At 65.7% G+C, this 23,327-nt stretch carries 25 protein-coding genes and 1 pseudogene; 11 read left to right on the top strand and 15 right to left on the bottom strand.

The features are described 5' to 3' along the window. Window positions 1-189 precede the first annotated feature (189 nt). The 7 genes from ACWDAK_RS36410 to ACWDAK_RS36440 all read right to left on the bottom strand — a co-directional run bounded on the left by ACWDAK_RS36410 (window position 190) and on the right by ACWDAK_RS36440 (window position 5,677). Window positions 190-1,356, bottom strand: a complete 1,167-nt coding sequence (locus ACWDAK_RS36410; protein WP_427395876.1) for a tyrosine-type recombinase/integrase — start codon at window positions 1,354-1,356, stop codon at window positions 190-192. Next, the gene (locus tag ACWDAK_RS36415) at window positions 1,356-1,574 is read right to left on the bottom strand and encodes an excisionase family DNA-binding protein (RefSeq protein WP_427395877.1); all 219 of its coding nucleotides are present in this window, start codon (window positions 1,572-1,574) and stop codon (window positions 1,356-1,358) included. Before ACWDAK_RS36415 ends, ACWDAK_RS36410 begins: the two co-directional genes overlap by 1 nt. After that, a complete protein-coding gene (locus ACWDAK_RS36420) occupies window positions 1,571-3,184 on the bottom strand; it encodes a replication initiator (protein WP_427395878.1) in 1,614 nt (537 codons plus the stop codon). Before ACWDAK_RS36420 ends, ACWDAK_RS36415 begins: the two co-directional genes overlap by 4 nt. Then, window positions 3,181-3,387, bottom strand: coding sequence for a hypothetical protein (locus tag ACWDAK_RS36425; protein ID WP_427395879.1), 207 nt, complete (start codon window positions 3,385-3,387; stop codon window positions 3,181-3,183). The genes ACWDAK_RS36420 and ACWDAK_RS36425 overlap by 4 nt, the downstream gene beginning before the upstream one ends. Before the next feature lie 15 nt (window positions 3,388-3,402). Beyond that, window positions 3,403-3,597 (bottom strand): hypothetical protein, encoded by a 195-nt coding sequence (locus tag ACWDAK_RS36430; RefSeq protein WP_427395880.1) that lies wholly within the window; start codon window positions 3,595-3,597, stop codon window positions 3,403-3,405. Then, window positions 3,594-5,168 carry an FtsK/SpoIIIE domain-containing protein gene (locus ACWDAK_RS36435; protein WP_427395881.1) on the bottom strand — a complete coding sequence of 525 codons (1,575 nt, stop codon included), beginning with the start codon at window positions 5,166-5,168 and terminating at the stop codon, window positions 3,594-3,596. Before ACWDAK_RS36435 ends, ACWDAK_RS36430 begins: the two co-directional genes overlap by 4 nt. 110 nt (window positions 5,169-5,278) lie before the next feature. Further along, a complete protein-coding gene (locus tag ACWDAK_RS36440; protein WP_427395882.1) occupies window positions 5,279-5,677 on the bottom strand; it encodes a plasmid replication, integration and excision activator in 399 nt (132 codons plus the stop codon). A gap of 273 nt (window positions 5,678-5,950) precedes the next feature. Between ACWDAK_RS36440 and ACWDAK_RS36445 the strand changes: the two genes are divergently transcribed. Further along, a complete protein-coding gene (locus tag ACWDAK_RS36445) occupies window positions 5,951-6,541 on the top strand; it encodes a shikimate kinase (protein WP_427395883.1) in 591 nt (196 codons plus the stop codon). A 56-nt stretch (window positions 6,542-6,597) separates the two neighbouring features. Here ACWDAK_RS36445 and ACWDAK_RS36450 read toward each other — a convergent pair whose 3' ends face one another. Next, window positions 6,598-7,410, bottom strand: a complete 813-nt coding sequence (locus ACWDAK_RS36450; protein WP_427395896.1) for a GntR family transcriptional regulator — start codon at window positions 7,408-7,410, stop codon at window positions 6,598-6,600. A 120-nt stretch (window positions 7,411-7,530) separates the two neighbouring features. On the opposite strand from ACWDAK_RS36450, the gene ACWDAK_RS36455 reads away from it, so the two are divergent. From ACWDAK_RS36455 to ACWDAK_RS36465, 3 genes are all read left to right on the top strand, one after another. Beyond that, the gene (locus ACWDAK_RS36455; protein WP_427395884.1) at window positions 7,531-7,965 is read left to right on the top strand and encodes an ATP-binding protein; all 435 of its coding nucleotides are present in this window, start codon (window positions 7,531-7,533) and stop codon (window positions 7,963-7,965) included. A gap of 144 nt (window positions 7,966-8,109) precedes the next feature. Next, a complete protein-coding gene (locus tag ACWDAK_RS36460; protein ID WP_427395885.1) occupies window positions 8,110-8,952 on the top strand; it encodes a sigma-70 RNA polymerase sigma factor region 4 domain-containing protein in 843 nt (280 codons plus the stop codon). Between the two features lie 4 nt (window positions 8,953-8,956). Continuing rightward, window positions 8,957-9,781, top strand: a complete 825-nt coding sequence (locus ACWDAK_RS36465) for a protein phosphatase 2C domain-containing protein (protein ID WP_427395886.1) — start codon at window positions 8,957-8,959, stop codon at window positions 9,779-9,781. Window positions 9,782-10,154: 373 nt separating this feature from the next. Here the strand turns inward: ACWDAK_RS36465 and ACWDAK_RS36470 are convergent, their stop codons facing one another. From ACWDAK_RS36470 to ACWDAK_RS36480, 3 genes are all read right to left on the bottom strand, one after another. Continuing rightward, window positions 10,155-10,766 (bottom strand): hypothetical protein, encoded by a 612-nt coding sequence (locus ACWDAK_RS36470; protein ID WP_427395887.1) that lies wholly within the window; start codon window positions 10,764-10,766, stop codon window positions 10,155-10,157. Between the two features lie 98 nt (window positions 10,767-10,864). Then, window positions 10,865-12,601 carry an Hsp70 family protein gene (locus ACWDAK_RS36475; protein WP_427395888.1) on the bottom strand — a complete coding sequence of 579 codons (1,737 nt, stop codon included), beginning with the start codon at window positions 12,599-12,601 and terminating at the stop codon, window positions 10,865-10,867. Beyond that, entirely contained in the window at window positions 12,598-13,815 is a 1,218-nt protein-coding gene (locus tag ACWDAK_RS36480; RefSeq protein ID WP_427395889.1) for a hypothetical protein, read from the bottom strand. The genes ACWDAK_RS36475 and ACWDAK_RS36480 overlap by 4 nt, the downstream gene beginning before the upstream one ends. Before the next feature lie 1,354 nt (window positions 13,816-15,169). On the opposite strand from ACWDAK_RS36480, the gene ACWDAK_RS36485 reads away from it, so the two are divergent. Together ACWDAK_RS36485 and ACWDAK_RS36490 are read left to right on the top strand one after the other, a co-directional pair. Next, window positions 15,170-16,585 carry a YVTN family beta-propeller repeat protein gene (locus ACWDAK_RS36485; protein ID WP_427395890.1) on the top strand — a complete coding sequence of 472 codons (1,416 nt, stop codon included), beginning with the start codon at window positions 15,170-15,172 and terminating at the stop codon, window positions 16,583-16,585. A 251-nt stretch (window positions 16,586-16,836) separates the two neighbouring features. Further along, window positions 16,837-17,043 carry a helix-turn-helix domain-containing protein gene (locus ACWDAK_RS36490; protein WP_427395891.1) on the top strand — a complete coding sequence of 69 codons (207 nt, stop codon included), beginning with the start codon at window positions 16,837-16,839 and terminating at the stop codon, window positions 17,041-17,043. A 118-nt stretch (window positions 17,044-17,161) separates the two neighbouring features. On the opposite strand, the gene ACWDAK_RS36495 is transcribed toward ACWDAK_RS36490, so the two are convergent. The 3 genes from ACWDAK_RS36495 to ACWDAK_RS36505 form a co-directional block, all read right to left on the bottom strand. Then, on the bottom strand, window positions 17,162-17,602 hold the full coding sequence (locus ACWDAK_RS36495) for a phage tail protein (RefSeq protein ID WP_427395892.1): 441 nt from the start codon (window positions 17,600-17,602) through the stop codon (window positions 17,162-17,164). 546 nt (window positions 17,603-18,148) lie between these two features. Beyond that, window positions 18,149-18,778 (bottom strand): RICIN domain-containing protein, encoded by a 630-nt coding sequence (locus ACWDAK_RS36500; RefSeq protein WP_344634325.1) that lies wholly within the window; start codon window positions 18,776-18,778, stop codon window positions 18,149-18,151. Window positions 18,779-19,243: 465 nt separating this feature from the next. Beyond that, complete coding sequence (locus ACWDAK_RS36505) at window positions 19,244-19,786, bottom strand: HNH endonuclease (protein ID WP_427395893.1); 543 nt, start codon at window positions 19,784-19,786, stop codon at window positions 19,244-19,246. A gap of 151 nt (window positions 19,787-19,937) precedes the next feature. Here ACWDAK_RS36505 and ACWDAK_RS36510 point away from each other — a divergent pair, with 151 nt between their 5' ends. Together ACWDAK_RS36510 and ACWDAK_RS36515 are read left to right on the top strand one after the other, a co-directional pair. Then, the gene (locus ACWDAK_RS36510; protein WP_427395894.1) at window positions 19,938-20,129 is read left to right on the top strand and encodes a hypothetical protein; all 192 of its coding nucleotides are present in this window, start codon (window positions 19,938-19,940) and stop codon (window positions 20,127-20,129) included. A 13-nt stretch (window positions 20,130-20,142) separates the two neighbouring features. After that, a pseudogene (locus ACWDAK_RS36515) lies at window positions 20,143-20,421 on the top strand (DUF4328 domain-containing protein); the annotation flags it as partial. A gap of 148 nt (window positions 20,422-20,569) precedes the next feature. Here the strand turns inward: ACWDAK_RS36515 and ACWDAK_RS36520 are convergent. Beyond that, on the bottom strand, window positions 20,570-20,896 hold the full coding sequence (locus ACWDAK_RS36520; protein ID WP_344634323.1) for a holin: 327 nt from the start codon (window positions 20,894-20,896) through the stop codon (window positions 20,570-20,572). A gap of 527 nt (window positions 20,897-21,423) precedes the next feature. Between ACWDAK_RS36520 and ACWDAK_RS36525 the strand changes: the two genes are divergently transcribed. The 3 genes from ACWDAK_RS36525 to ACWDAK_RS36535 all read left to right on the top strand — a co-directional run. Continuing rightward, window positions 21,424-21,759, top strand: coding sequence for a type 2 periplasmic-binding domain-containing protein (locus tag ACWDAK_RS36525; RefSeq protein WP_427395895.1), 336 nt, complete (start codon window positions 21,424-21,426; stop codon window positions 21,757-21,759). A gap of 192 nt (window positions 21,760-21,951) precedes the next feature. After that, window positions 21,952-22,176 (top strand): DUF397 domain-containing protein, encoded by a 225-nt coding sequence (locus ACWDAK_RS36530; RefSeq protein WP_344634321.1) that lies wholly within the window; start codon window positions 21,952-21,954, stop codon window positions 22,174-22,176. A gap of 153 nt (window positions 22,177-22,329) precedes the next feature. Beyond that, on the top strand, window positions 22,330-23,327 hold a 998-nt coding region (locus tag ACWDAK_RS36535), incomplete at its 3' end, for an IS1380 family transposase (protein ID WP_427395897.1).

The following is a 23,327-nucleotide window of genomic DNA, read 5'->3' on the forward strand; positions in this document are numbered from 1 at the left end:
ATGATCTTCAGAAGTGACATCATTGCAGGTGAGGTAGCGTCAAAACGATGTTCTTACAAAGCAGATGTCGGCGGTTCGAAACCGTCTGCGCCCACAGCGGACGATCTTCAGTCGTCACCACAAAGGGCCAGCTCAGAGGCATGATCCTCATGAACTGGCCCTTCGTCGTACTCGGCGCCGCCGATCTTGTCAGTCCGGCCGTGCCACATCCGTGCCAGAAGCGTCCGGCGGATCCTGCCGGCCGAGCTGCTGGCGGGCGATCTCACCCATCCGGTCGGCGATGGCCCGGTCGCGGTCGCTGCTCATGTGCTGGTAGATCAACGCGGCCCGGGTGGAGCTGTGCCCCATGCGCGTCATCAGCTCCCGGGTGCTGGCGCCGGTCCTGGCAGCGAGGTCGTTCCCGGTGTGCCGGAGATCGTGGAAGTGGGCTTCCTTCGACACCCCGGCCTTCGTACGGGCGGCAACCCAGTCGTCCCGGAAATTGCTCCGGCGGAGTCGACCGCCTCGGGGACCGATGAAGAAATGGCCTTCCGGCCCCTCCCCGGCGTACAGCTCCAGGTGTTCCACCAACGCGGGCACGATATCGGCGGGAAAAGCCACCGGCCGGAATCCCGCGCTGCTCTTGGGTGCCTTGTCGAGGAGCTTGCCGTTGTGCAGTTCCGCCTGATTCTTGCGAACCCAGAGCTGACAGGCCTCCACGTCGATGTCCCGACGGCGGAGCGCCGCCAGTTCACCGAACCGCAGGGCGGTGAAAGCGGTGAGCAGGACGAGGGCCCGCCACCGCGGTTTGATCGCCTTGGCGACGGCGTTGACCTCGGCCACGGTCAGGATGGGACGTTCCGGGACGTCGTAGGTGTCGGCGCCCTTGATCCGGAAGGGGTTCTTCTGGATCAGTTCGTCGTCCACGGCGGTGTTCATGATGGCCCGCAGCACCTGGTACGCCTTCACCACGGACGGTTCGCCGACGCCGTCCCCAAGGAGAGCGGACCGCCAGGAGCGGACACGTGCCGGAGTGATCTCGGCGAGCGAGAGGTTGCCGAGCTTCGGCTTGATCTGGAGACGCAGCACGATCGCGTAGCGCTCTCGGGAGGTCTCCTCCAACTTCCGTTCCCTGAGCCACTGGTCGGCGAAGTCACCCAGCTTGACTTTGCCGGCGTCGGGGTCGATCCACTGGTTCCGCGAGATGTCGGCCTCGATCTGCGACAGTGCCAGCTCGGCGTCTGTCTTGGTCTCGTACGTCTTCTTGGCGGACCGGAGCTGGCCCGTCACGGGGTCCGGGTAGCGGGCCTGCCAGCGACCGGACGGCAGTTGCCGGACGGATCCGAAGCGACGGCGGCGACCCTTGTTGTTGGTCATCAGGCGGCCCTCCTCAGGGAGTTGCGGCGGATGGTGATCGGCTGGACGGTGCGTGCGGTGATGAACTCGGTGAGGGCGGAGGCCGGGATGCGGACGTGGCGGCCGACCTTCACGAAGGTGATGCGGCGTTCGGCGACCAGTCGGCGGGGGAACCGCTCGGTGGTGCCCAGCAGTTCGGCCACCTGCGCGATGGTCAGGAGGGGGTCGATGGGGTTCAAGCTGCCTTCCTTTCCGAGCGGTTCGCGGTTGTCGGATGGCCGGGGCTGTCGGCGAGGGCGAGGGCCTGGTCGAGGGCTTGGCGCCAGCGGACGCGTTCGGCGACGGCGCGTAGGAGGCGGGTGGCGAGCGGTGTGGCGTCGGGGTCGCCAGGGCGGACGAGGGCCCAGAGGTAGCGGGTGGGGTCGGGGCGGGTGGCGGTGTCGCCGAGGATGTCGAGGACCCAGGCGCGGCGTTCGGCGCGGTGGTCGGTGAGGGTCTTGCCGGACCACTTGCGGGAGACGAGGACGCGGCGGCCGCCGTAGCCGAGGTGTTCGCGCTTGTGGGCGCGGGCGCGGCAGTTGCCGGGGTTGAGGCCGGGGTGGGCGTTCTTGGGCTGGACGCCGTAGAGGAGCCAGTTGGCGCAGGTGGGGGAGCAGGGTTCCCAGCGGAGGGCGGCGGCGAGGCGGTCGACGTGGTCCTGTTCGGTGGCACTGTCCGCGGTGTGGCACTCTGCGACGGACTTGGTGAGGTACTTGGTCAGGTAGCGGATGCAGCGGCCGGCCTGCGGGGAGCCGACGAGGACGCCTTGGGCGTCGAGTTGGGAGCCGAAGCGGGAGACGTGTAGAGGTTCGGCGTCGGGGTCCTGGTCGAGGAGGTCGAGGGCTTCGTCCCAGGTGGTGAGCGCTTCGCCGGTGGCCGGGTCGAGGTAGGCGGTGTGCTCGGGGGACCAGCGGGGAGCGGATTCGGGGGTGTGGCGGAGTTGGTCGGTGGGCGGCCACCAGACCTGGTGGTAGGTGGCCGCGACGACTTGGCGCAGTTCGGTGCGGGAGATGGTTCCGCGCAGGGCGAGGTGCAGGTGCGGGGCGAGGCGGCGTTGCGGTTCCACGACGGCGAAGTACTGGACGTCGTAGCCGACGAAGCGGCGGAGGTTCTGGATGAAGCGGTCGATGAGCTTGGGGAAGTGGAGGGCGTCCCGGGCGGCTTGGCGGTAGTCGTAGGTGGCCGGGTCGACGGGGGTGCCGTCGGTGCGGACCCGGCCGTAGGAGGGCAGGGTAAGGGTCAGGAAGAGGGAGGGGCGGAAGGTCTTGCCGTCCGAAGCGGTGTACGCCTTGCCGAGGGTGCGGGCTTCGACCGGCCGGCGGGGGAGGTCGGGGATGTCCTGGCGGCGCCGGGTGGAGCGGACCCGGCGGCCGGTGGCGGTGGGGGCGAGGGAGCCGCGTACGCCGCTGTCGGCGAGCTGTTCGTCGACCTCGGCCAGGAGGGAAGCCAGTTCCTCGGTCTCCGGTCCGTCGGCAGTGGCGTGAGCTTTGGTGAGGTCGGCGCGGAGTTCGGTGAGGAAGTGCTGTTCGTCGGTGGCCGGGTCGGGGTCGAGGACGGGTTCCTCGGTGAGGTGCCAGCCTTCGCGGCACTGGGCGGCCCGTAGGCGGCGCTTGCGTTCGGCGCAGGTGGGGCAGAGGCTGGCGCGGGTCGCGCCGCAGGGGATATCGATGATCTGGGTCTCGCCAGTGAGGACGTCGGTGCGGCGGACGGCCACCGGGCGGACGCAGACGCCGTGTTGCTCGGCGACCGAGCGGAGCACGTTCCGGGCCAGTGGCATCCTGGCCCGTTCGGCGCGGGTGGTTGCGGTCATCGGCGGTCTTCCGTGTAGCAGAAGGCGTACAGGGCTTCCATCAGCCGGACCAGGTCGCGGCCGGTGGTGATGGGCGGGTAGCCGGCGTCCTCGATGCGGCGGGCGATGTCGAAGAGCAGGCCGCGGGTGAAGCGCGGGTCCTTGCCCGATTCCGGCTGGGGCACGGGGTAGTTGGCGGCGCTGGGCAGGCGGTTGTCGGTCATGGCGGGGCCTTTCGGTCAGGGGTGGACGGCGGTGAAGGAGTGGGTGAGCCAGGCGAGCAGGCGGCGGATCAGCGTGGCGGCGACGGTGTCGGCGAGGAGGAAGCCGAAGGTGCCGCACAGGAGCAGGTGGGTGACCTTGAGCGCCTTGTGGCGCAGGAGCACGGTGATCAGGAGGCCGAGGAGCAGGACGAAGGAGCCGGTGAGGATCACGGCCGGGCACCGCCTTCCGGAGTGCTGTCGAGGGGGCTAGACACCGTGTAGACGGAGTGGTTGGGGCAGTACTGGGCGACGAGCGCTTCGATCTCGGCGTCGGGCACGTAGGCGGCACGGACGCGGATCGGCTGGGGGTTGCCTTCGTTGCGAACGTAGCCGACGCCCGCGCCGGTCCGCGGGTCGGGCGAGATCAGGTCCGCGTAGGCTCCCCGGTCGCGGGCGCCGGAGCCGAGGACCATGTCGACCTGGGCGGCTTCGTCCATGCGCAGGGCGACCCGGTCGGGGAAGAGGTTGCGCAGGTTGATCACCTCCTTGCGCGGGTCCTGGAGGGCGCCGACGAGGCAGAAGCCGACCGAACGCCCTTGGCTGGTGAGGGTGGCGATGGCTGACTCGGCCCGGCGGCGAAGGTCCCGGTCGGGCTGGTAGGCGGTGAGGAAAGCGAGTTCGTCGGCGAGCACGACGACGAACGGTGAGTCGGGTGTCGGGGTGTGTGAGCGGACGCGACCGGCGAAGGACTTGGCTCGCTCCTGCATACGGTCGACGGCTTCTTCCAGCAGCTCGACCATGCGCTCGGGGTCACAGGCGTACTTGGCGAACAGCCCTGCCCCGAAGGACAGTTCCATGCGCTTGGGGTCCAGTGCCCAGAGCTGCACCAGGCCAGCGGCCACGGCGGGGAGCAGTTTCCGGACCACTCCCCACAGTACCGAGCCCTTCCCGGAGCCGGTGACCCCGGCGACCAGGACGTGAGTGCCGTGCAGCCGCAGTCGCCACGGAGAGCCGTCCTCGCGGGTGCCGATCTCTACCGACGCCCACTGCTCTGCCGGGCCCATCGGTTTGGCCGCAGTGCCGCCTCCTCCCGGAGTTCGGCGAGCAGTGCCCAGACCCGGCGCGAGAGCCGCAGCACCGCGACCAGCGCCCGGAAGGCCTAGTGCTGAAGCTGACCAGGCCGAGGCCGCAGTCTGGCGAGCTTTGTTCGCCAACTTCCGCAGGCGAAAGGAGCGGTGGGCAGCCCAGCGAGTGAACCTGGCGAGCCACTTCCGCAGGCGCTTGCCGGGTGACGGAGGCGTGGGGCGGGGAAGCCTGGTGGTGGTGAACGGGGAGGCGAGCGGGTCCGTGGTCCAGGCCCGCAGGACGACGATGCCACGCCGAGGGCTTCCGACCTCGACCCGTTCCACGCGCCAGGTGTGCGCGATCCCCTGGGCGTGTTGCGCCAGGTGATCGGGGACCTGCCCGGGCAGCAAGCCGATCCAGACATCGAGCCCGTCGGGGTGCCTGCTGATCCGGGCGATGCGCGGCCAGACGTACTCGTACGGCGCGTCGAAGCGCGGCAGCGGCGCCTGCTGCCAGAGCCCCAGGGCATAGCTCAGGTCGGGCCAGCCGCGGCGGATGCGCGAGCGCAGCGACCGGGTTCGGTAGATCAGCCAGCTGACCGGACCGGCGACGTACAGGGCGATGACTGCGATGCCGCCGGCGGGCCCGAGGTAGGCGATGGCCCAGGAGTGCACGAGCCAGGCGACTGCCAGGAGGAGTACGGCGGTCTTGATGCTGTGGCTGCTCAGCTTGGACATGACGGTTGTTCACCCCTCTCGTTCGTGAAGTTGGCTTTCGTCGGGCCCGGCGTGCGAGGTGCGGGCGGTCGAGGACCGCTCTCCGCACGCCGGGGACCGCGCTGGTCGGGTCAGGCCGCCGACTTCGCGGCAGGGCGGTTCGGGGCGGGAGCACGCAGGCCTTCGGCGCGGAATGAGTAGGCGACCCGGCCGCCGTTGTTGACGTACGCGGTCACGGTCAGGCCCTCGAACTCGACCGGCCGGAACGGCAGGCCCGGCGCGGCGTCCGGCAGGACCGGCACCACGGGCGCGGCAACCTTGACCCGGGCCGAGGTGTCCCGCGCCTCCGGGTCCGGGTCGACCACGGAGACGACCCAGAGCGGATGCCCGGTCGCCCTGTCGCGCGCCTGCACCTTGGAACCGCTGCTTTTGCTCGCGTCGAAGTCGGCGACCGGATCGACCGAGACGGCGAAGGCGCCGGCGGGGAACACGTCCTCGAAGCGGACGGGGATCGCACCACGGATGGCCATGAAGATCTCTCCTTGTCCACCCCCCTAGACAGTCGGAAGCCGACCGCTCTCGAGAAGGCTGTCTAGGGGGGTGGACATTCAAGGTAGGGCATCCGCCTCGGAGGTGTCCAGGGGGATATACAAAGATCTTGACGTGTCGTCAGGCGAGATGGGTTCACCATTCAATTGGATCGCTCGGGCGTGCGGCAGGTGCCAGACTGCCGCCATGTCGAACGAGGATCTTGGTCTGGTGAGCCAGGAGGCGACGGTCGCTCGCGATGAGGTGATGGCCGCATGAGTCCGGTCACGTCCGCAGCCACGCCATGGATGGTTCTGACCGGCCCTGCGGGCGCCGGTAAGACCACCCTGGGTCAAGAGGTCGCGGCGAAGACGCAACGGCCGTTCATCGATCTGGACGCTGTGGCAGACGACTACTACGCCCAGGCGGGATGGAGCATTCCGAGGCTCCGCGGGCGCATCGCCGCCGTCGGACGTCTCGCAGCCGAGGCCGAATGGGAATCGGCCCGCGCGCACGCTGTGGCCTGCGTCATCGCCGATCACCCCGACGCAGTGATCGGGCTGGGTGCAGGCCACACCAGCTACACCACCCCTGGGTGCCTGGCCGCCGTCCGCGATGCGTTGGGCCGCTGTCGAGACGTGGTCCGGGTCGTGCCCTCACCCGATCGACAGATCTCGCTGAACGTCCTACGGCAACGCTGCACCGCAAGCAAAGGAAACTCCTGGGTTATCGACGGACACGACTTCCTTGCGCACTGGCTCGACGACCCCGGCGCACGAGCGTTGGCAACACGGACGATCTACATCAACGATGACACGCCCGCCCAGACCGCGGCGCGACTGCTGATCCACACCGACTTGAGCTAGAACCCCAGTCAGACCGACGGACATTGAGCGTTTCTCGGTACGGGACCGGACTGGTTCTACTCCTGACGTTCTATCGGGTCGTCCCAGTCCTGGCCGCACCCGTCGCTGTGGCTGGCGGTAGGTATCTCGATCTCATACGAGAGCCGGAAGTGGTCGGCCGAGAGCACGATATCTGCTGTCTCGACTGCGAGTTCGCCCGCCCAATGGGTGCGTTCGATGGCCAGCACGGTTGACCCCAGTGGGATACCGAGTTGGCCGGCTTCCGCTTCGAGTACCGGGCGGGACGTGACGTCCTCGGTCACCCTGGTGACCACAACGCTGATTCCGGCCATGCGCACCACGACCCCACGGCCCGCCAGTGGGCCGAGCTCGGGAAGGGCGATGTCCGTGTGCTCGGTTATGGCCAGCGGCTCCCAGCTGGTTGCGAGCTGGACCGGTTCGCCGTCCGCGCGGAAGACGTACTGCGTCTGCATGATCGGATCGCCCGTGACGATCCCGAGTCGAGCGGCCAGCGAGGCCGTCGCGTAGGTCTTCTGTGACGAGCCAGACCAGGAGGGCTCGACTCCCCGGGCGGCGCTCTCGGCGGCGAAGGGGCTCCCAGGCGCTCGGTAGCGGCCCCGCGCCATCCGGGTCTTGTCCGGGCGGACCCGCACGTAGGTGCCCGATCCCGGCCGACCCTCGATCAGTCCCTCGGTGGTCAGCACCCGCAGGGCCTGCCGTACCGGCTGCTCGGAAAGGCCGTGCTCGCGGCACAGATCGGCGATGCTCGGCATCTTCGAACCCGGCCCCCGCGATCCGGAAAGAATCTCGGCGCGGAGCGCATCCGCCAGGCGCAGGTAGGCCGGTCGTCCCAACTCTCCCACGAGCACCCCAATCTCACGGTTTCTCAGATCAGCTTGACAAGCTCGGACCCAAGCTTTCAAGCTCGAATACAAGCCTTACGGAATGTAGTTGATCCGAGGCGTCACTGCAGCGAAAGGATCTTCACCATGCATTCGATCGTCCGGTTCCGTGGAGTGCCGGAAGCGCCGGGAGTGGCCAGGAAGATGGTCCGCGACACACTCGGCGCCGCTCACCCCAAGTTCAGGGATGTCGAGCTGATCGTCTCCGAGCTCACGACCAACGCCGTCCTGCACAGCCGCTCCGGTGAGGACGGCTACTTCTGGGTGGAGATCGGGCAGTGGGGTGACCGGCTCCGGATCGCGGTGTTCGACGAGGGGCCGGCCAAGAAGAGTCGGACCGGCAGGCCGGCGGATGAGGTGGGCTTCTTCGGGCGCGGGCTCACGATCGTCTTCGCCCTCGCGGACGAGTGGGGGCACAACTTCGAGGGCCAGGGTGCTCAGTCACTCTGGGTGGAGCTAGCATCCCCGGCAGAAGACCTTCCGCAGCTTCAGGAAGAGAAGTCCACTCCACGGGGTGTATAGCCCCCTATACAAGACGGTTGCCGAACAGCCGTCAGGAGATCCGCGATGACCGACAGCCCGCAGCAGACCGGCCGACACCTCCGTTTGCTGATCATGTCTATCCCCCTAGACTCTGCACTGGCAGGAGCCGACACAGGAGGAGACATGGCGGGAGAGACACAGCGGATCGCCGCCATCAAGGACCCGTTCGCGCTACTGCGAGCGGCGACCGTGCGGCTGGCCGAGGCCCAGCAGGAGGTCACCGAGCTGTCGAGGCTTCGCCAGCGGGTGATCTCCGAGCTGCACGAACAGGGCATGTCCTACGCCCAGATCGCGGCCGAGGCCGGCCTCACTCGGGGGCGGATCCACCAGCTCAAGCAGTCCGCCCCCGCACCCGAAGGCGCCTTCCTGGGCAACGCCCGGCTGATCATCGCCACACCGCTCAAGCAGGAAGCGGGTAACGCCCGGCCGGTGCTCGCTGCCGAGGACTTCGCCGCCGCCCAGCGCCTCGGTGATCTCGCCCGCTCCTACAAGCTGGATCCCAGCTTCGAGCACGTGCCGATCGGTGGCGAGATCGACCTCAACCGCGACGACATGATCGTGATCTGCGGCCCGCGGCTCTCCAGCCATGTCGCCGGTGTCCTGGCCCAAGACCCCTCGATCGTGTTCGAGCGCGCTGAGGACGGGCCGTGGACCCTGCGCGACCGCGAGACCGGCGTCGCCTACCGCTCCGGCATCGACTCGACCCCGAAGGCCAACTCCGACGTCGCGTATTTCGGGCGCCTGCCTCGGCCCGACGGCAAGGGACTGATCATGGTCCTGACAGGTATTCACCCACAGGGCACCCTCGGAGTCGTCCACCTGATCGTCAACGACCTGGCCGACCTGTACCGGCAGGCCGGCACCGACTGCTTCTCCGTCCTGGTCAACGTCGACTACAACCCGGCCGACAACGAGCCCGTCAGCGTCCGTCTACTGTCGCCCTTCTATCGCCACGGGGCAGACTGACCGGGTGCGCATCGAGATCGCTACCGAGCCCGCCCGAACCGACCGCCCCAACGAGGACTTCATCGCCGCCAGCCCGAGCGCCGTCGTACTGCTCGACGGCGCCGGCACCCCAGCCGGATCCGAATCGGGCTGCGAACACGGCGTCGCCTGGTACGTCTCCCGACTCGGCGTCAACCTGCTCGCCAGCGTCACCAACCAGCCCGACCGGGCACTCACCGACTGCCTCGCCGACGCCATCACCGAGACTGCCGAACTCCACGCGGACACCTGCGACTTGCAGCACCCCGGCACACCGTCGGCCACCGTCATCGCGGTCCGCGTCACCGACGAGGTCTTCGAATACCTCGTACTGGCCGACTCCACCCTCGTCCTTGAACACGCCGACGAGACCGAGCCCGTCGCCATCACCGACGACCGCGAGGCCCAGGTCGGCGCCGCCCTGCGCGGGCCCATGGACGCCACGCTCGCTGGTACGCCGGAGCATGCCGACGCCCTGCGCGCGTACGTCGAGGCCATGCGGGCCCACCGCAACCAGCCGGACGGCTTCTGGGTCGCAGCAGCCGACCCTGCGGCGGCGTACGCGTCGCTCACCGGCAGTGTGCCCCGCAGTGACCTCACAGGCTTCACCATGCTCAGCGACGGCGCCTCACGACTGGTCGACCGCTTCCATCTCGCCGACTGGGGCCAGGCGTTGAAGCTCATCCACGACCACGGGCCCATCACCCTGATCCGGGAAGTCCGAGCCGCCGAACTCAGCGACGCCGAAGGCCGGCGCTGGCCCCGAGGCAAGATCCACGACGACACCGCCGTCGCCACCGTCACGCTGTAAGCCGCGAACCCCGGACACCATCCCGAGTCACTGCCGAATTCCGCTCTACCAGGTCAAGGGCGCGCGCCCTGCGCGCGCCGCTGCCCCGCCCGTGGCGGCCGACGCCGGGCGTGCGGGCTGGCGCCCGGTCCCGGCGCGACCGCCCGGAGAGGGGCAGCAGGGTGGCTGGGGCGGGCGGCTCCGCGGTTTTACCCACCTCTCCGGACCGGGACCCGCGCCGAGCAAGACCGGGGGGCCACTCGGCCAAATTGCGGTCAGGCCAGAAAGCCCTGACCGAGTCGCAACAGCTTACGGCCCCCCGATCATGCCCGGCCCCAGACCAGACAGGACACCGGCCAAAACCGCTCCGCCGCCCAGTGGATAAACCTGGCAATTAGCCGGCTGCCGTCGATACCGTGAAGACCTGTTGCCGTAGATAACACTCACCATCGGCGATATAGGCTGGCGTTACGACGAAGGCCACGTCACCATCTGGGTCACAGGTCGACCAAGGTTGTTGGCGTGAATCATCCAACGGGAAGTCTTGATCGAATTCATAGTCCCAAACGAACTCGACCCCTCTAACTCTTAGAGAGGAAAGGATAGCCTTTGCCTGAGTGGCGGCGTTGCCGGCGGCGATCCACCGTTCGTCTCCCTGTCGAGCCCTTATCAATCGACGAGCTCGCCGCAAGTCAATATTCGATGGCCCAAGGTAGCAGACAGTCAGCTTGGCAATTAGCTGGCCGACATTTTTTTGTGAGTAATGGCTGGAGTTGTGGTGAGCAGCTGCCATATAGGCTAGGGCTTGAACTTTCTGACTGACGAACCGAGAGATCTCATTGGCTGCTCGCCGGTGAACCTCGTCACGCTCTCCGGTGAGGTCTTCCCTCTCCTTTGTCCATTCAACTAGTACTGCGTGGAGTTTTTCCTCAAGCTCTTCTATGCGGTTCGTGACCTTAGCCATCTCCGCGAGGACTGAAGCTAGTTGCTCGGAGACTTGAGTCAAGACCGCAGCTGAGTCACAATTAGCAATTTCAGAAGCGGTGGGGCTACCTGGAACCTTACCATCCATTATGGTTGCCTTCTGAGCGAGTGGGGCAGAGCCTATTCCACGGGACTGAAGTCGACGTGGGATTTCACCATCTTCCCAGTCTCCTTCACTGTTGCGGTGACCTCAATCTGAACATCGCCAAAAGACATGGCCAGGACAATGGAGCGTCGATCAAGCGGAAGATCCATAACTTCTGACAGGTCAACCTCTACTTCTCCGACTTTTAAACAGCCTGCATCGGTTACATATCTTGGGCTTGCTGCAACTGAGGTGTAAAGCTTGAATGTTACTGTCGCCTGGTCGGCATACAGTGGAGAATATTGATGCGTGACCAATTCGTCGACGCGCACACTTTGGCCGGAGAAAACGAAGCGACTGAAGCGATCTCGACATTTCTCTCTCCCGCCAGGGAGGGTGATCTTATAATCCTCTGGATCGACACCAGTAACAAAGTCCGCTGATGTGCCGCAGCCGTAGGTAAACTTGGTGCGTCGAGACTTTGTTTGCGGGTCGTATAGGTAGTGTACGGCGCCTCGAAGTACAGCTACTTCGGGCTGTGGCGGAACCAAAACGTCGGCCCGATCCGCCAGATGATTTTGCAGTCGCTCTTGGAGGTATGGCGAATTTCCAAATCCTCCTACGAGAATTACGAGTTCCCGACCAGAGCCGTTGCGCCTTTGGCGCCTCATTTCTTCCAGCTGCCTGTCAACGAGAGCCAGGATGCCTGGAATTACAACATCGAAGACTTCCTTGGCCTCGCTGCTCTTGACAACAATAAAGTCAGTGATGCCACCCTGGCACTCGCTGAGAGACCGGCGCGCCTCCTCACCCAGTAGCTTGTAAACGGCCGCAGGAAGTGGCAAGTAGATGTCATCGTCCTGCAGGTCAGTAATGCTTACTTTCTCCTTCTCCCAAGAATCCAGGAGATCGAGAAGCGAGGCTGGAGCCTCGGAAAGAATTCGATCAATTACATCATAGGATCCAAATCGGACGGAAAGGACCTTCTCAAGGAAGGCCTGATTTACATACTCGGATCCGTACTTTCCGCCGTATTCGCGACCGATTTCTTCCAATCGATTCATGCTGTCAGTTCGATATGCTGTGATGTCTACAGTTCCGCCACCGCAGTCAGCCACCAAGAATCGCGAACCTCGGGACATTAGGCTAGGTCGGCGCCCGCTAGCATGTACCGTTCGTACGCCGGATACACGTGCGTCGTAAGCTGCTGCTTCAGGTTCGATGACTAGTTGGAGACGCTTGGTATCTTCAGGGAGCCCAGCAGAGATTGCAGCTTCCCTCATCAGTTGCTTCTGGTAGTCGTTCCAGATAGCCGGCACAGTAAGGCACCAGCGAATTTCCTCGGGAACGAAACCGCTCTTGCTAATTTCCTCGATGGCGATCTGGTAAATATTGCTCAGGATTGCGGTAACTAGTTCGCGTGACCGCTCCGGAGCGTACTTCCCTCCGGGAATCTCTTCTGTAGCTTGATTATCCTCGGAAGCCAATGACATCTTGAAGCCATTGATGTACTGGTAGCCTTCATCGCCCCGAGCAGAGATACGAGCCCATCTCCGACGAGCCTCATAACCCCATGCGACTACCTGGCCCTGACTGTTCAACAATAGCGCAGACAGATTCTTCGGATAGGGTGACGGGTGATCTTTCCAGCGAGTCCGGACTGAGATATGCCGACGCTTCGGGTTTTCATGGCGTTCGTTGATTGTTGTCCATGCGAAGCCCGTGCCGTGAGTGCCAAAATCTATGGCGGCGATAACTCTCTGCTTCTTCATTGAATTTCCCAACCAAGATTGCGTCGGACCGTCGCGCGGGCTACCGACTCCAGGAGCGACCTCGCCTGCTCCCCCTCGGACGCGTAGCCGAGAGAATCAAGAATGAAACCTAGTCGCCGTAAGGTGTCTGTGGTCAGTTGACTGATTTTCTCGGATGTATAAGATTCCGCCACTCGAAGGGCCTCCAAGGCTGAGTTTGCGGCATGCTCAGGAAGGGCTCCCTCCATGTAGATATTCGCTTGGGCTACGCGAGCAGAAAGCACATCAATACGATTGCTTTCTAGAACGACTTCATAGGAGGCGGCCAGGCCTGCGGCAATGGTTCTCCGCTCTGGCCCCATATTTTCAGGAAGAATTCTATGAAGTCTGGGGGCTCTGCCATTTCTGACCAGGTGGAACCATTCGGCGATTAGGCCGGCAGTAATTGCCGTTGAGCCACCTAGCTCATCTTCGAAAGCAAGCTGATTTCTGGCCGCAGTGGCTTGGTCTGCGTTATTCTCAGGCAAAGAGATGGGGGGAAAATTGATTTGAACAGACCGCATTTCAGGAGAGTTGACAATATTCCATGCGCAAAGCGATGGCCATACTCTCTGATTCGACTGGACCTCGCCGTAGACGAGCACTACTGGAAGCTCCCGTAGCGCCTTCTGGATGATAAGGATGTCAAGATCAGTCTTGCGCAATGGCCTATTGAGTACCCCATCCAGGGTAGCTAGATCATCAGCCCAGCTTGCCTGAAGCCAGCTTCTCCTGATGCATACGCGGAATGAGTGAGGCCCCTCATCATTCGCTTGACCACTAAGGTCATCCCGGAAGAACGGTGCGACCAGGAGCGCGGGTGTCTTGCCGCCATTGGTGGCTTCAAAAACAAGGTCGTAGAATTCTTCAAGCGAGTATGGAAAAGGGGTCTCATCGCGCTGGCGTTCGAGGCGGTCCTGAATCTCCTTAACGTGAACTGCTATGCGGGCTTGACGCCAGTCTCTTTCGGCCTCGTAATATTGTGATGTCGCCAGTTCGCTGGCCTTTGAAGCAGAAAGATGGCCATCTCTTTCGAGTGTCCGAGTGTGCGCGCGCTCTGCCTCTTGCTCTCTCAGGGTGTGGAGCAGTTTTTGCTGAGCGCTGTAGCTTCCATCCTGCTTTACTTTATAGAGCTGAAGGAGATTTCCGCTGAGGCTCGATAGTCCGCTGAACAGTCCCGCAGAAATCACTGGCACCTCGCAGCTGCATGGATTAGAGGTACGCAGTCTACGACTGAAGGGTGCGGCTGGTTGGGGGATTGTCAAAGTCACTAAAGATCATCAACTGATTTAGTCGCATATGGAGCCTATGTGACATACAAGGTAAATGATCTAAATAAACCATATGTCGCTTTTGGTGTGCCTTCTCCTCGGCCGTTAGAGCTCGGTGGCGGATGGTGGGGATTGCCAGTCCGGTGGTGGCACCGCTGGATCAGCCGGAAGGCTTGAGCCTGCTGGTGGAAGCAAGCACGTCAGGTGGCGACTGCAACTTCCCTCACCACGGCACGGCGCGAAGGCGGTGAACTTGCAGTGAACCGGGTGCGATTCATTCAACCCCGGGGCTGGAACTCGGCTGTGCCACAAGCGTGCCAGATCGGGCGGTACGTGACGGTCAGTCGGGGGCGTGGGCGGGCTGCCGGCAGGCTCAAGCGCAGGTGGAGTGGGGCGCAGGTCAGAGAGGGTGCCCCACGCCAATCCTTACAAAGCAGATGTCGGCGGTTCGAAACCGTCTGCGCCCACCGTTGTGCCCGAACCCGGACCGGCCGCCGTCACCCTCGGTCCCCTGATCGGACGCCACCACGACGCTGCCGAACTGGACGCCATGGTCGCCGCGGGTCACGTTCTTTTAGACGCCGGTCAGTCGGTCGACGCTGACCTTGAGCCCGGTCTAGCGAGACGAGCTGATCCGCCGGTTCGCGGCCGGCCGCGTCGAGCCTGCCACCGTCGCCCGCGTTGCCCGCGTCGACAAGAGCCGCGTCTCCCAGCTGATCAAGTAGCTCCGGGGGCGTGTGAGCCTGTGGGGTCACAGGCGCCAGCTGCCGGACCGGCCGGTCATCCGGACTGGCAAGAGACAGACCCCGAGCCTGGGCCACCCCCGACCTGATCGACCGCGACTTCAGCGCGGGTGCCGGACCTGGCAAACCATCCGGACGACACGTCACAACGGATGCGAACACTGCCCGATGCGGCGCTGAGGGACAGTTCGACGGATCGTCAGGCTGGGCCAGGGTGTGCGCCGTTCCGGCCTGTGAGCTGGCTGTAGCCGTAGGCCGCGGATCGGCAGCGCCTCTGTCGCAGGATACTTGCCCGCGCCGGATCGAAGCGTGTCGAGATCATCAGAATCGCGGCTCAGCACATAAAGTGATTCAGTGATCACACTACGTGATCTCCGGCGTGTCGCCGCCGCGCTCGATACGGCTGGCGCAGGCTGCCCTTGCGTGAGGTGGAGGTGCCGGTGATCAGGCGCGAGAGAAAACAGAGGCCGTATCGCGGTCCGGGGCCCGGGGAGAGCGGGCTTCGGCCATGGTCGTGGGCTTGGGGGCGGGTCTGCATGGCAGGGCTGCTGGCCGTGCTGGCGGGACTGGCCCTGCCGGCCGTTGCGCCGTCCCCGGCCTGGGCAGCCACCCCGTCCCCCATCGCCTACGTCGCCAACAACGGCTCGAACAATGTGTTGACGATTGACACCGCCACCAACACGGTCGTGGGCAGCCCCATCCCCGTCGGTACCCAGCCGTTCGATGTGGCGGTCACCCCGGACCGCAGACACGCCTACGTCGCCAACTCCGGCTCGAACAGTGTGTCGGTGATCGACACCGCCACCAGCACTGTCGTGGGCAGCCCCATCCCCGTCGGTACTGGCCCGAGGGGTATCGCGATCACCCCGAACGGTCTGCGCGCGTACGTCGCCAACACGTTCTCGAGTAATGTGTCGGTGATCGATACCACCACCAACACCGTCGTGGCCACGGTCCCCGTCGGCGTCAATCCGGAACGCCTCGCGATCACGCCGGACGGCCTGCATGTCTATGTCGCCAACAACGGCACGAACGATGTGTCGGTGATTGACACCACCACCAACACCATCGTGGCCACGATCACCGACAACTTCGGCCCGTTCGGTGTGGCGATCACCCCGGACGGCCTGCACGCCTACGTCACCAACCTGGCCACGAGCACTGTGGTGGTGATCGATACCACGACCAACAGCATCGTGGCCACGATCTTCCTCGCCTCCACCGCCGGCCCGGTCGGTGTGGCGATCACCCCGGACGGCCTACACGCCTACGTCGCCGACATCGGCGCGTCCCCCGGCGTGTCGGTGATCGATACCACCACCAACACCGTCGTGACCACGATCCCCGTCGGTACCCAGCCGGCCGGTGTCGCGATCACCCCGGACGGCCTGCACGCCTACGTCACCAACGACGGCTCGGGCACCGTGTCGGTGATCGACACCACCACCAACACCGTCGTGGCCACGGTCCCCGTCGGCACCAACCCGATCGGTGTCGCGATCGCTTTGCCCCCCAGCCCCCAGCCTTCCTTGACCATCACCAAGAGCCACACCGGGAACTTCACCCCAGGCAGACCGGGCGTCTACACCATCACCGTCGGCAACAACGGACCCGCCCCAACCGACGGCACCACCGTCACCGTCCACGACACCCTCCCGGCCGGACTCACCGCCCTCAGCATCACCGGCAACGGATGGCGCTGCACCGTGGGCACCCTCACCTGCACCCGCAGCGACATCCTCAACCCCGGCGGCACCTACCCACCCATCACGCTGCGGGTCCGCGTCGCCCGCACCGCCACCGGCACGCTCACCAACACCGCCACCGTCAGCGGAGGCGGCAACGGCACCGCTACCGCCAACGACCCCACCATCATCGACCCCGGCCCCGGTCACTGGCACTGGCCGCACTGCGACCACGGCCACTGGCCGCACTGCCACAACCACAGCTGAGGTTGCACCAGCACCCGGCCCACCACAACGGTGACGACAGCGCGGGACTCCGAACTGCGGAGGTCCGCGCTGTCCCCATCGAACGGCAGGTGTCGACACGAGCCGCGTCTCCTAGCTGACCAACGAAGCCAAGTAGTTGCGCAAGATCGATCCGGTGTGCAACGCTGATGTCAGCACCACACGTGCGCCATCATCACGAAGGGCCCGACCAACTCCGGTCGGGCCCTTCGGCGTTCTGCGGGGAGGTCGACGTGGACGACCTGCTGACCGGGCCTCAGGCCGCCGAGCTGTGCGGCGTCAGCCCGACCACCATCCGCAGCTGGAAGAACCGCGGCGAGCTCAAGGCCGCTGCCCTCGACGAGCAGGGCCGGCCGATGTACCGGCACCTGGACGTCGCCCTCGCCGAACGCTCCACTCGGGACCGCGCGGGCCGGACGTACGGGCAGCACGGCGCGTAGACCAGCGGGCCGCCACCTTGCCCCCGGCGGCGGCCCGCTTCCTCAGCTCAGCGAGCCAGCGAGGTTCGCCGCTTGTGCGCTACCGGTCGGCAGCCCCTTTTTGGAACAACGCGCTCGGCTACTCGACGGTGATGTCTTCGTAGGTAATGGTCACCTGCTCCGTTGCCGGTCCGGTGTTGGAACTGCCCAGCTGCGGTCCCTCCCAGCGGGACGCCCACGCGTTCGAGAGGTGGATGCGCCGCACGGTCTGCTTCTGGGCGTCCTTCACGGCAATGGTGATGTTCTGACGGGCAGCGTCGAGATCAGTGTTGACGAGAGTGGCCTTGATCCAGTCGGTGAAGGCGGTGCTCTTGTCCATGCCGCGAGTGATGGTGATCTCGCCCGACTCTCGCGATCCAGGCTGCTTGCGGATGAGGAGTTCGCCGGTCGGGTTGACCTGCCGGACCTCGATCACGTCCTGCTCCAGCTGCAGACCTGACACGCTCTGGACGGTCTCAACCTGGAACTTGCCGAGCTCGATGGCGAATGTGCTGGACGAGAAGGTGTCGCCGATGGCCATAGGGGCTTCCTGACTTAGTGGGACATCTGATCAGAATGCTCGCTCCCCATTACGGGCCGTCGACATGCGCAAGATCACCCAAACGAGCGGCCATAGAAACTGCCGTGATTAGCCGGATCGTGATCGGAGGTCCCCACCATGACTCGACGCCGGGCCTACACCGTGTGCACCGTGCCAGGCTGCCCCGAGTACACGACCGGCGGCCGGTGTGAGAACCACCGGCGCGAGGCCGAGCAGCGACGCGGCAGCGCACGAGCCCGCGGCTACGACCGCACGCACGAGCGCGAGTTCCGCGCCGCCTTTCTCGCCCGCAATCCGCTCTGCGTCCTTTGCCGCGCCGAGCAAGCACGCAGACCATCACCCGCTGAGCCGCCGCGAGCTGGCCGCGGCCAGCTCGCGGCCAGCCGCGACCCCAACGACCCGACATGCGGTCGTGGTCTGTGCCCCTCATGCCAAAGCGCCGAGACTTCGCGGCATCAGCCCGATGGCTGGAGTAACCGCTGATCCCGGCGGGAGCCGGGTCACTGGCTGTCTACAGCTGTCGTGTCAGTGCCAGGTCCAGTCCTGGTTGTTCCAACCATTGCAGGCCCAGAGCTGGACCTTGGCGCCGTTGTTGGGGATGGTGTTGGTGTCACCGTCCAGGCATTGCGAGCCGTCGACATTCCGCAGTGTGTGGCCGTTCCAGGCCCAAATCTGGTTGCTCTGGCCGTTGCAGGCCCAGAGCTGGACCTTGGCGCCGTTGTTGGGGATGGTGTTGGTGTCACCGTCCAGGCATTGCCAGCCGTCGCCGTTCTGGATGTTGTAGTAGCCGACCGGCTTGTTCGGCACCGGGGACCAGTACCAGTTCTGGTTGCTCCAACCATTACAGGCCCAGAGCTGGACCTTGGCGCCGTTGTTGGGGATGGTGTTGGTGTCACCGTCCAGGCACTCGCCGCCGTCGTTGTTAGTGAAGGCGGTTGTGTGGTAGACCACGTGCAGTTTTGCAATGGCCGACTGCAGATGAGACTGGCTGCCTGTCGTGGGCAGTTCTGCCGGAGAGTCCAGCTCGATGACCTGCTTGCCCGCCGCCGGTCCGACCGCCGGTCCCGCCGTCACACGCGGCGCCATGCGGGCATGGTCACGCGGGGCGGCCTGGGCGGTCGCGCCATGCACGGCGCCGAAGGCGAGGATAGTCATCCCGGCAGTAAGGGTGAATCCGAACCGGCACTTCAGCATGATTCATCATTTCATCTCAAGTCGGTTCATGCGCGTCCCTGTGGACGATATGCGGGAATTTGGAAAACAGTCAAGAATGTGCGAAATAGAATTATAATGTGAATTTGGCAGGCATGTGAGATCACTTTCACTCCGCAGGCTCGCGGTACTTTCGACTGATCGCTCCGGCGGCCCCTCGGAGCGTTCGGCACAATATCGCCATCGATTCATAAAATCGGGAACACCGTCGTGATCGGGCCAGTCCGGGCGAGAACACCATCCTGGTGTCGCTGGTCGCCTCCAGCGCCGCCATCCGGACGGTTTCGAGCGTGATCGGCAGCGCCGCACAGCCAGCAAGCCAAGCCGCCAGTCACCGAGGGTGACCATTCCCGGTGGATCCCCGGGGGATGCCCCCTTCGGCGTGATCGTTACGATCAAGCCAGGGGGTCAGTGGGATGGGGTGCCGCTGCATTTGTCACCCTTGGTGACCAGCGGCTTGGCCTGCTTGGCGCTGTTGTAGTGCAGGCACGCCGTCCGCGCGTTGGCCGTGCTGTGCTCGCCGCCCTGCGACAGCGGTATGACGCGGTCGACGGTCGGGCTGGCGGGATCGAACGGCGACGCGTCGGCGTCGACTCGGTTCCCGTACAGGTAGCACGTCCAGTTGTCGCGCTCGAAGATCGTCAGCCTGTCGAACTTCTCCACCACGACGGCGCCGGCACGGATCGCCCGCTGCACAGCGTCGCTGGCCCAGTCGTAGCCGCCCCGACGTTGGACATCCGGGCCGAACGCAAGAGTCCGTCGGCAGGTGGTTGAGCAGGTGGGCCGACGGGTGGAGCTGGTCGGCCGTAGGACCCGGGCGCCGCAGACGGCACAGGAGGTAGGTCGGGCAGCGCGCCGGTTGGGCTGGTGTCGTTGGTTGTAGTGGGTGGAGCAGAGTCCGCGTGCGCGCCGCGCCTTGGTGCAGCCGCGCTCGGTGCAGATGTTCGCCATGTCGGCCTCCGGGAATGACGAATCCCCCGACGCCCGGAGTGTGTCGAGGGCTTCTGCTCGCCGTGATCAGCGGCGAGTGGCTTGGATATAGTGCGACGGTCTCTGCGCGTGCTGGGCGCCGCAGGTCATTTCGGTGGGGGATGCAGTGCACGTGAAATCAGCCGACGGCCGCCCGAATCTGCGCGCGTGGGCGCACCGCGGGCTGTTCGCCGACCCACGTCGGCAGGCGCTGGCCGTTCAACTGTCGGTTGCGCTCTATACCGTTTGGATGGTGGTGCTGTGGGTGGCCGGCGGCGAGAAGTCCGTGTCCTACGCCCGGACGCCTGATCACGGGGGTGCTTGAGACAGCTCCAGGCGTGCTCTTCCTCGTCTGGTTCAGCCGGGTCCGGAGGAACGCCGAGGCCCTCGCGCCAGGTGCGCACCGGTATTCGCCTGGTCTCGCCATTGGCGGCTGGCTCATCCCCGTGGCGTGGTGGTGGATCCCCCGCCGGGTCACCCTGGACATCTGGCGTGCAAGCGGACTGGCCGGCAACAGCTGGCTGGTGGAAGCTTGGTGGCTCGCCTGGCTGGTGGATTTTGTGGGAGGTCCGCTTGTCTTGCTCCTCACGGGCAGGATTGACCCCTATGGACCGTTCGAGCAGCTGTCCAACCTCGCCGCCGCCGTCCTGGTCATCCTGGTGATCCAGCGGATCACCGTAGCCCAGTACACGCGGTACCGGCAGGACGTTGCTGCCGCGTCCGCTCGCGCCGACTCGCTCGCGTTCGGACCGGCCCCCGCCGGAACTAACGGTTGGCCCAGCCGCCAGGCTGATGCCGCGCGGTCTCTTGGCCATGACGCGAGGCACACAACCCGCGACCGCTGCTCGGGTCGTTGGGGTCTCGGTCGGCCGCGACCAACTCGCGGCGGCTCAGCGGGTAGTGGTCGGCGTGCTTGCTCGGCGCGGTGCGGCACAGGACGCAGACCGGATCGCGGGCGAGGACGGCGGCGCGGAACTCGCGCTCGTGCGTGCGGTCGTAGCCGCACTGCCGCGCGGTGCCGCGTCGCTGTTCTGCCTCGCGCCGGTGGTCCTCACACCGGCCGCCGGTCGTGTACTCGGGGCAGCCTGGCACGGTGCAGATGGTGTAGGCCCGATGTCTGGTCAGGGTAATCACCTCAGCTCTACGATTGCGCCCTACTGGGGGGCGGAATGGTCGAGTTGGAGCAAGCTCAACGTCACCTCAGCAGGAGCGGTCTCGCCCAGAAGACCGCGCGGCCGTAGCCAACTGAAGGAACGGCGCTTGGATGGAGTACGTCGGACCCGGGATCGCTTGTCTGCTGTTCGGCGTGGTGGGGGTCATTTCTCTCTTCAACCCGCGTGGCATGGCGGACAGATTCCTTAACCGTGTCTCTCCGGGGAGACGGGTTCCCACTTGGCCCGGAGGTGTCACGATGCTGATCATCTCGGCACTCTTTCTTGTGGGGATGCTGTCAAAACTCCTGGCCTGACTGGCGTGCCGACGGCTGGGGATCGACGCCCAGCACGAATCCACTTGCGCCGAGCTGAGGGTGAGCTTGAAGCCTGCGATCACGGCCGGGTCGGCGTTGTGCTGATCAAACGCAACGCTGCCCCGCCCGGCCGTAGCCGAGCGGGGGCGACGTGTTCAGGGACGCAGGCGCCGGCGGCGGCACCAGGGTGACCACGCCGCGGGGCTACCGCGAGACCACGGTGGAGCCCCACCATGCCGAGACGTTCGACCGGCTGGTCACCAATGCCGTCGATGTCGTCACGCTGCCGTACGCCACCGTCAGCCGTGAGGCGCGCGAGGACGCGAACCGGCTCCTGCTGGAGCGCGCCAGCGGGGTCGTCGCCGTGTGGGACGGGAAGCCGTCGAGAGAGAAGGGAGGTGCGGGCGACATGGTGATGCAGGCTGAGGCGGCCTGGGTCGGCGTGTTTCGGATATGGCCGGACAGGCTGTGGGGCTCACTCGTGTAAGGCAGGGCCGCCGGCGCTCATGGCGGTTCGGTCGGGCCGTCCCTGGGCCGTTTGAGGTCAGCAGGCCGGTCGCGTGACCAGAGCGCGGTCACTCCGGGTGAGCCAGTCCGTTGGAGTACACCGACGCGCAGGCCAGGCCCTGTCGGGTGACGCTGGCACAAGCCAGGGGGGCAACTGGAAGGGACAGCAACGATGACCAACGAACACGACCTCTACGCAGTGGACCTGTCCAAGGCCCACTGGAAGAAGAGCAGCAAGAGCGCTACCGCACCCTATTCCGTGGAAGTCGCGTTCTTCGGGGATGACGCGATTGCTGTGCGCGACTCGAAGGACCACAAGCGTCCGCCACTCCGCTTCACCAAGGCCGAGTGGATTGCCTTCACCCATGGTGTGCGTAGCGGCGAGTTCGACCGGTAGTCCTGGCTGCCCACGAAGCGTAGGAGCCAGCGGGGCCTCGGCTTGCCCGGGGCCCCATCTAGCCTGCGCGTTTCACTTGCGGTGGTGTCCAGATCATGAGCGGGAACGCGAAAGTGCCTTCTGTGCTGGGAAGATGAGGCTTGTCGAAGGTCTCTGTCAGCCCAGCGGGAAGGCACTTTCTACGTGCACACTACCGGGTCGCGGCCCCGGCTTGTCGTCTCCACCGACGGGCGCGGGGTGGTCAGCCATGCAGGGGCCCGTCTGTTGGCCGATCTCGCCGACGCCGTCGGCCTCACCCACGCCTTCGGCGAGGCCCTGCGCCGTCTGCGTCCGCGCGGCACAGGCCATGATCCGGGCCGGAACGCGGTCGATCTGGCGGTGATGCTCGCCGACGGCGGCGAGACGATCACCGACCTGACCTTGCTGCGTAATCAGCCCGAAGTCTTCGGCTCGGTCGCCTCCACCCCGACCGCCTGGCGGCTGCTGGCCGGCATCGACCCGGCCGCGCTCGCAGCGTTGCGGGCGGCCCGCGCCGCCGCCCGGGAGGTCGCCTGGTTGCAGACCGGCGAGACCCGGGACGGCATTCCCGCCTCGAAGGCGGGCGGACGTGAACTGCCAGGCCTGGTCCTGGACATCGACGCCACCCTCGTCACCTGCCACTCCGAGAAGGAACACGCCGCCCCCACCTACAAGCACGGCTTCGGCTACCACCCGCTGCTGTGCTTCCTCGACAACACCGGCGAGGCCCTGGCCGGGGTGCTGCGGCCGGGAAACGCCGCGGCCAACACCGCCGCCGACCACATCGCCGTGCTCGACGCCGCGCTCGCCCAGATCCCCGACGCCCACCGCCACGGCACCGAGATCCTGATCCGCGCCGACAGCGCCGGATCCGCGAAGGCGTTTCTGGCCCACATCCGGGCCCTGCGCTCGCGCGGGATCCGCACGTCCTTCTCCGTCGGATGGTCCATCACCGAACCGGTCCGCCGTGCGATCCGCCACCTGCCCGACCAGGTATGGCACCCCGCCCTCGAGCAGGACGGCACGCTGCGCGAAGGCGCCCAGGTCGCCGAGCTGACCGGCCTGGTCGACCTGCCGGGCCTGCCCGAGGACACCCGGATCATCGTCCGCCGCGAGCGACCGCACCCCGGAGC

Source organism: Kitasatospora sp. NPDC001175 (genome assembly GCF_053598215.1).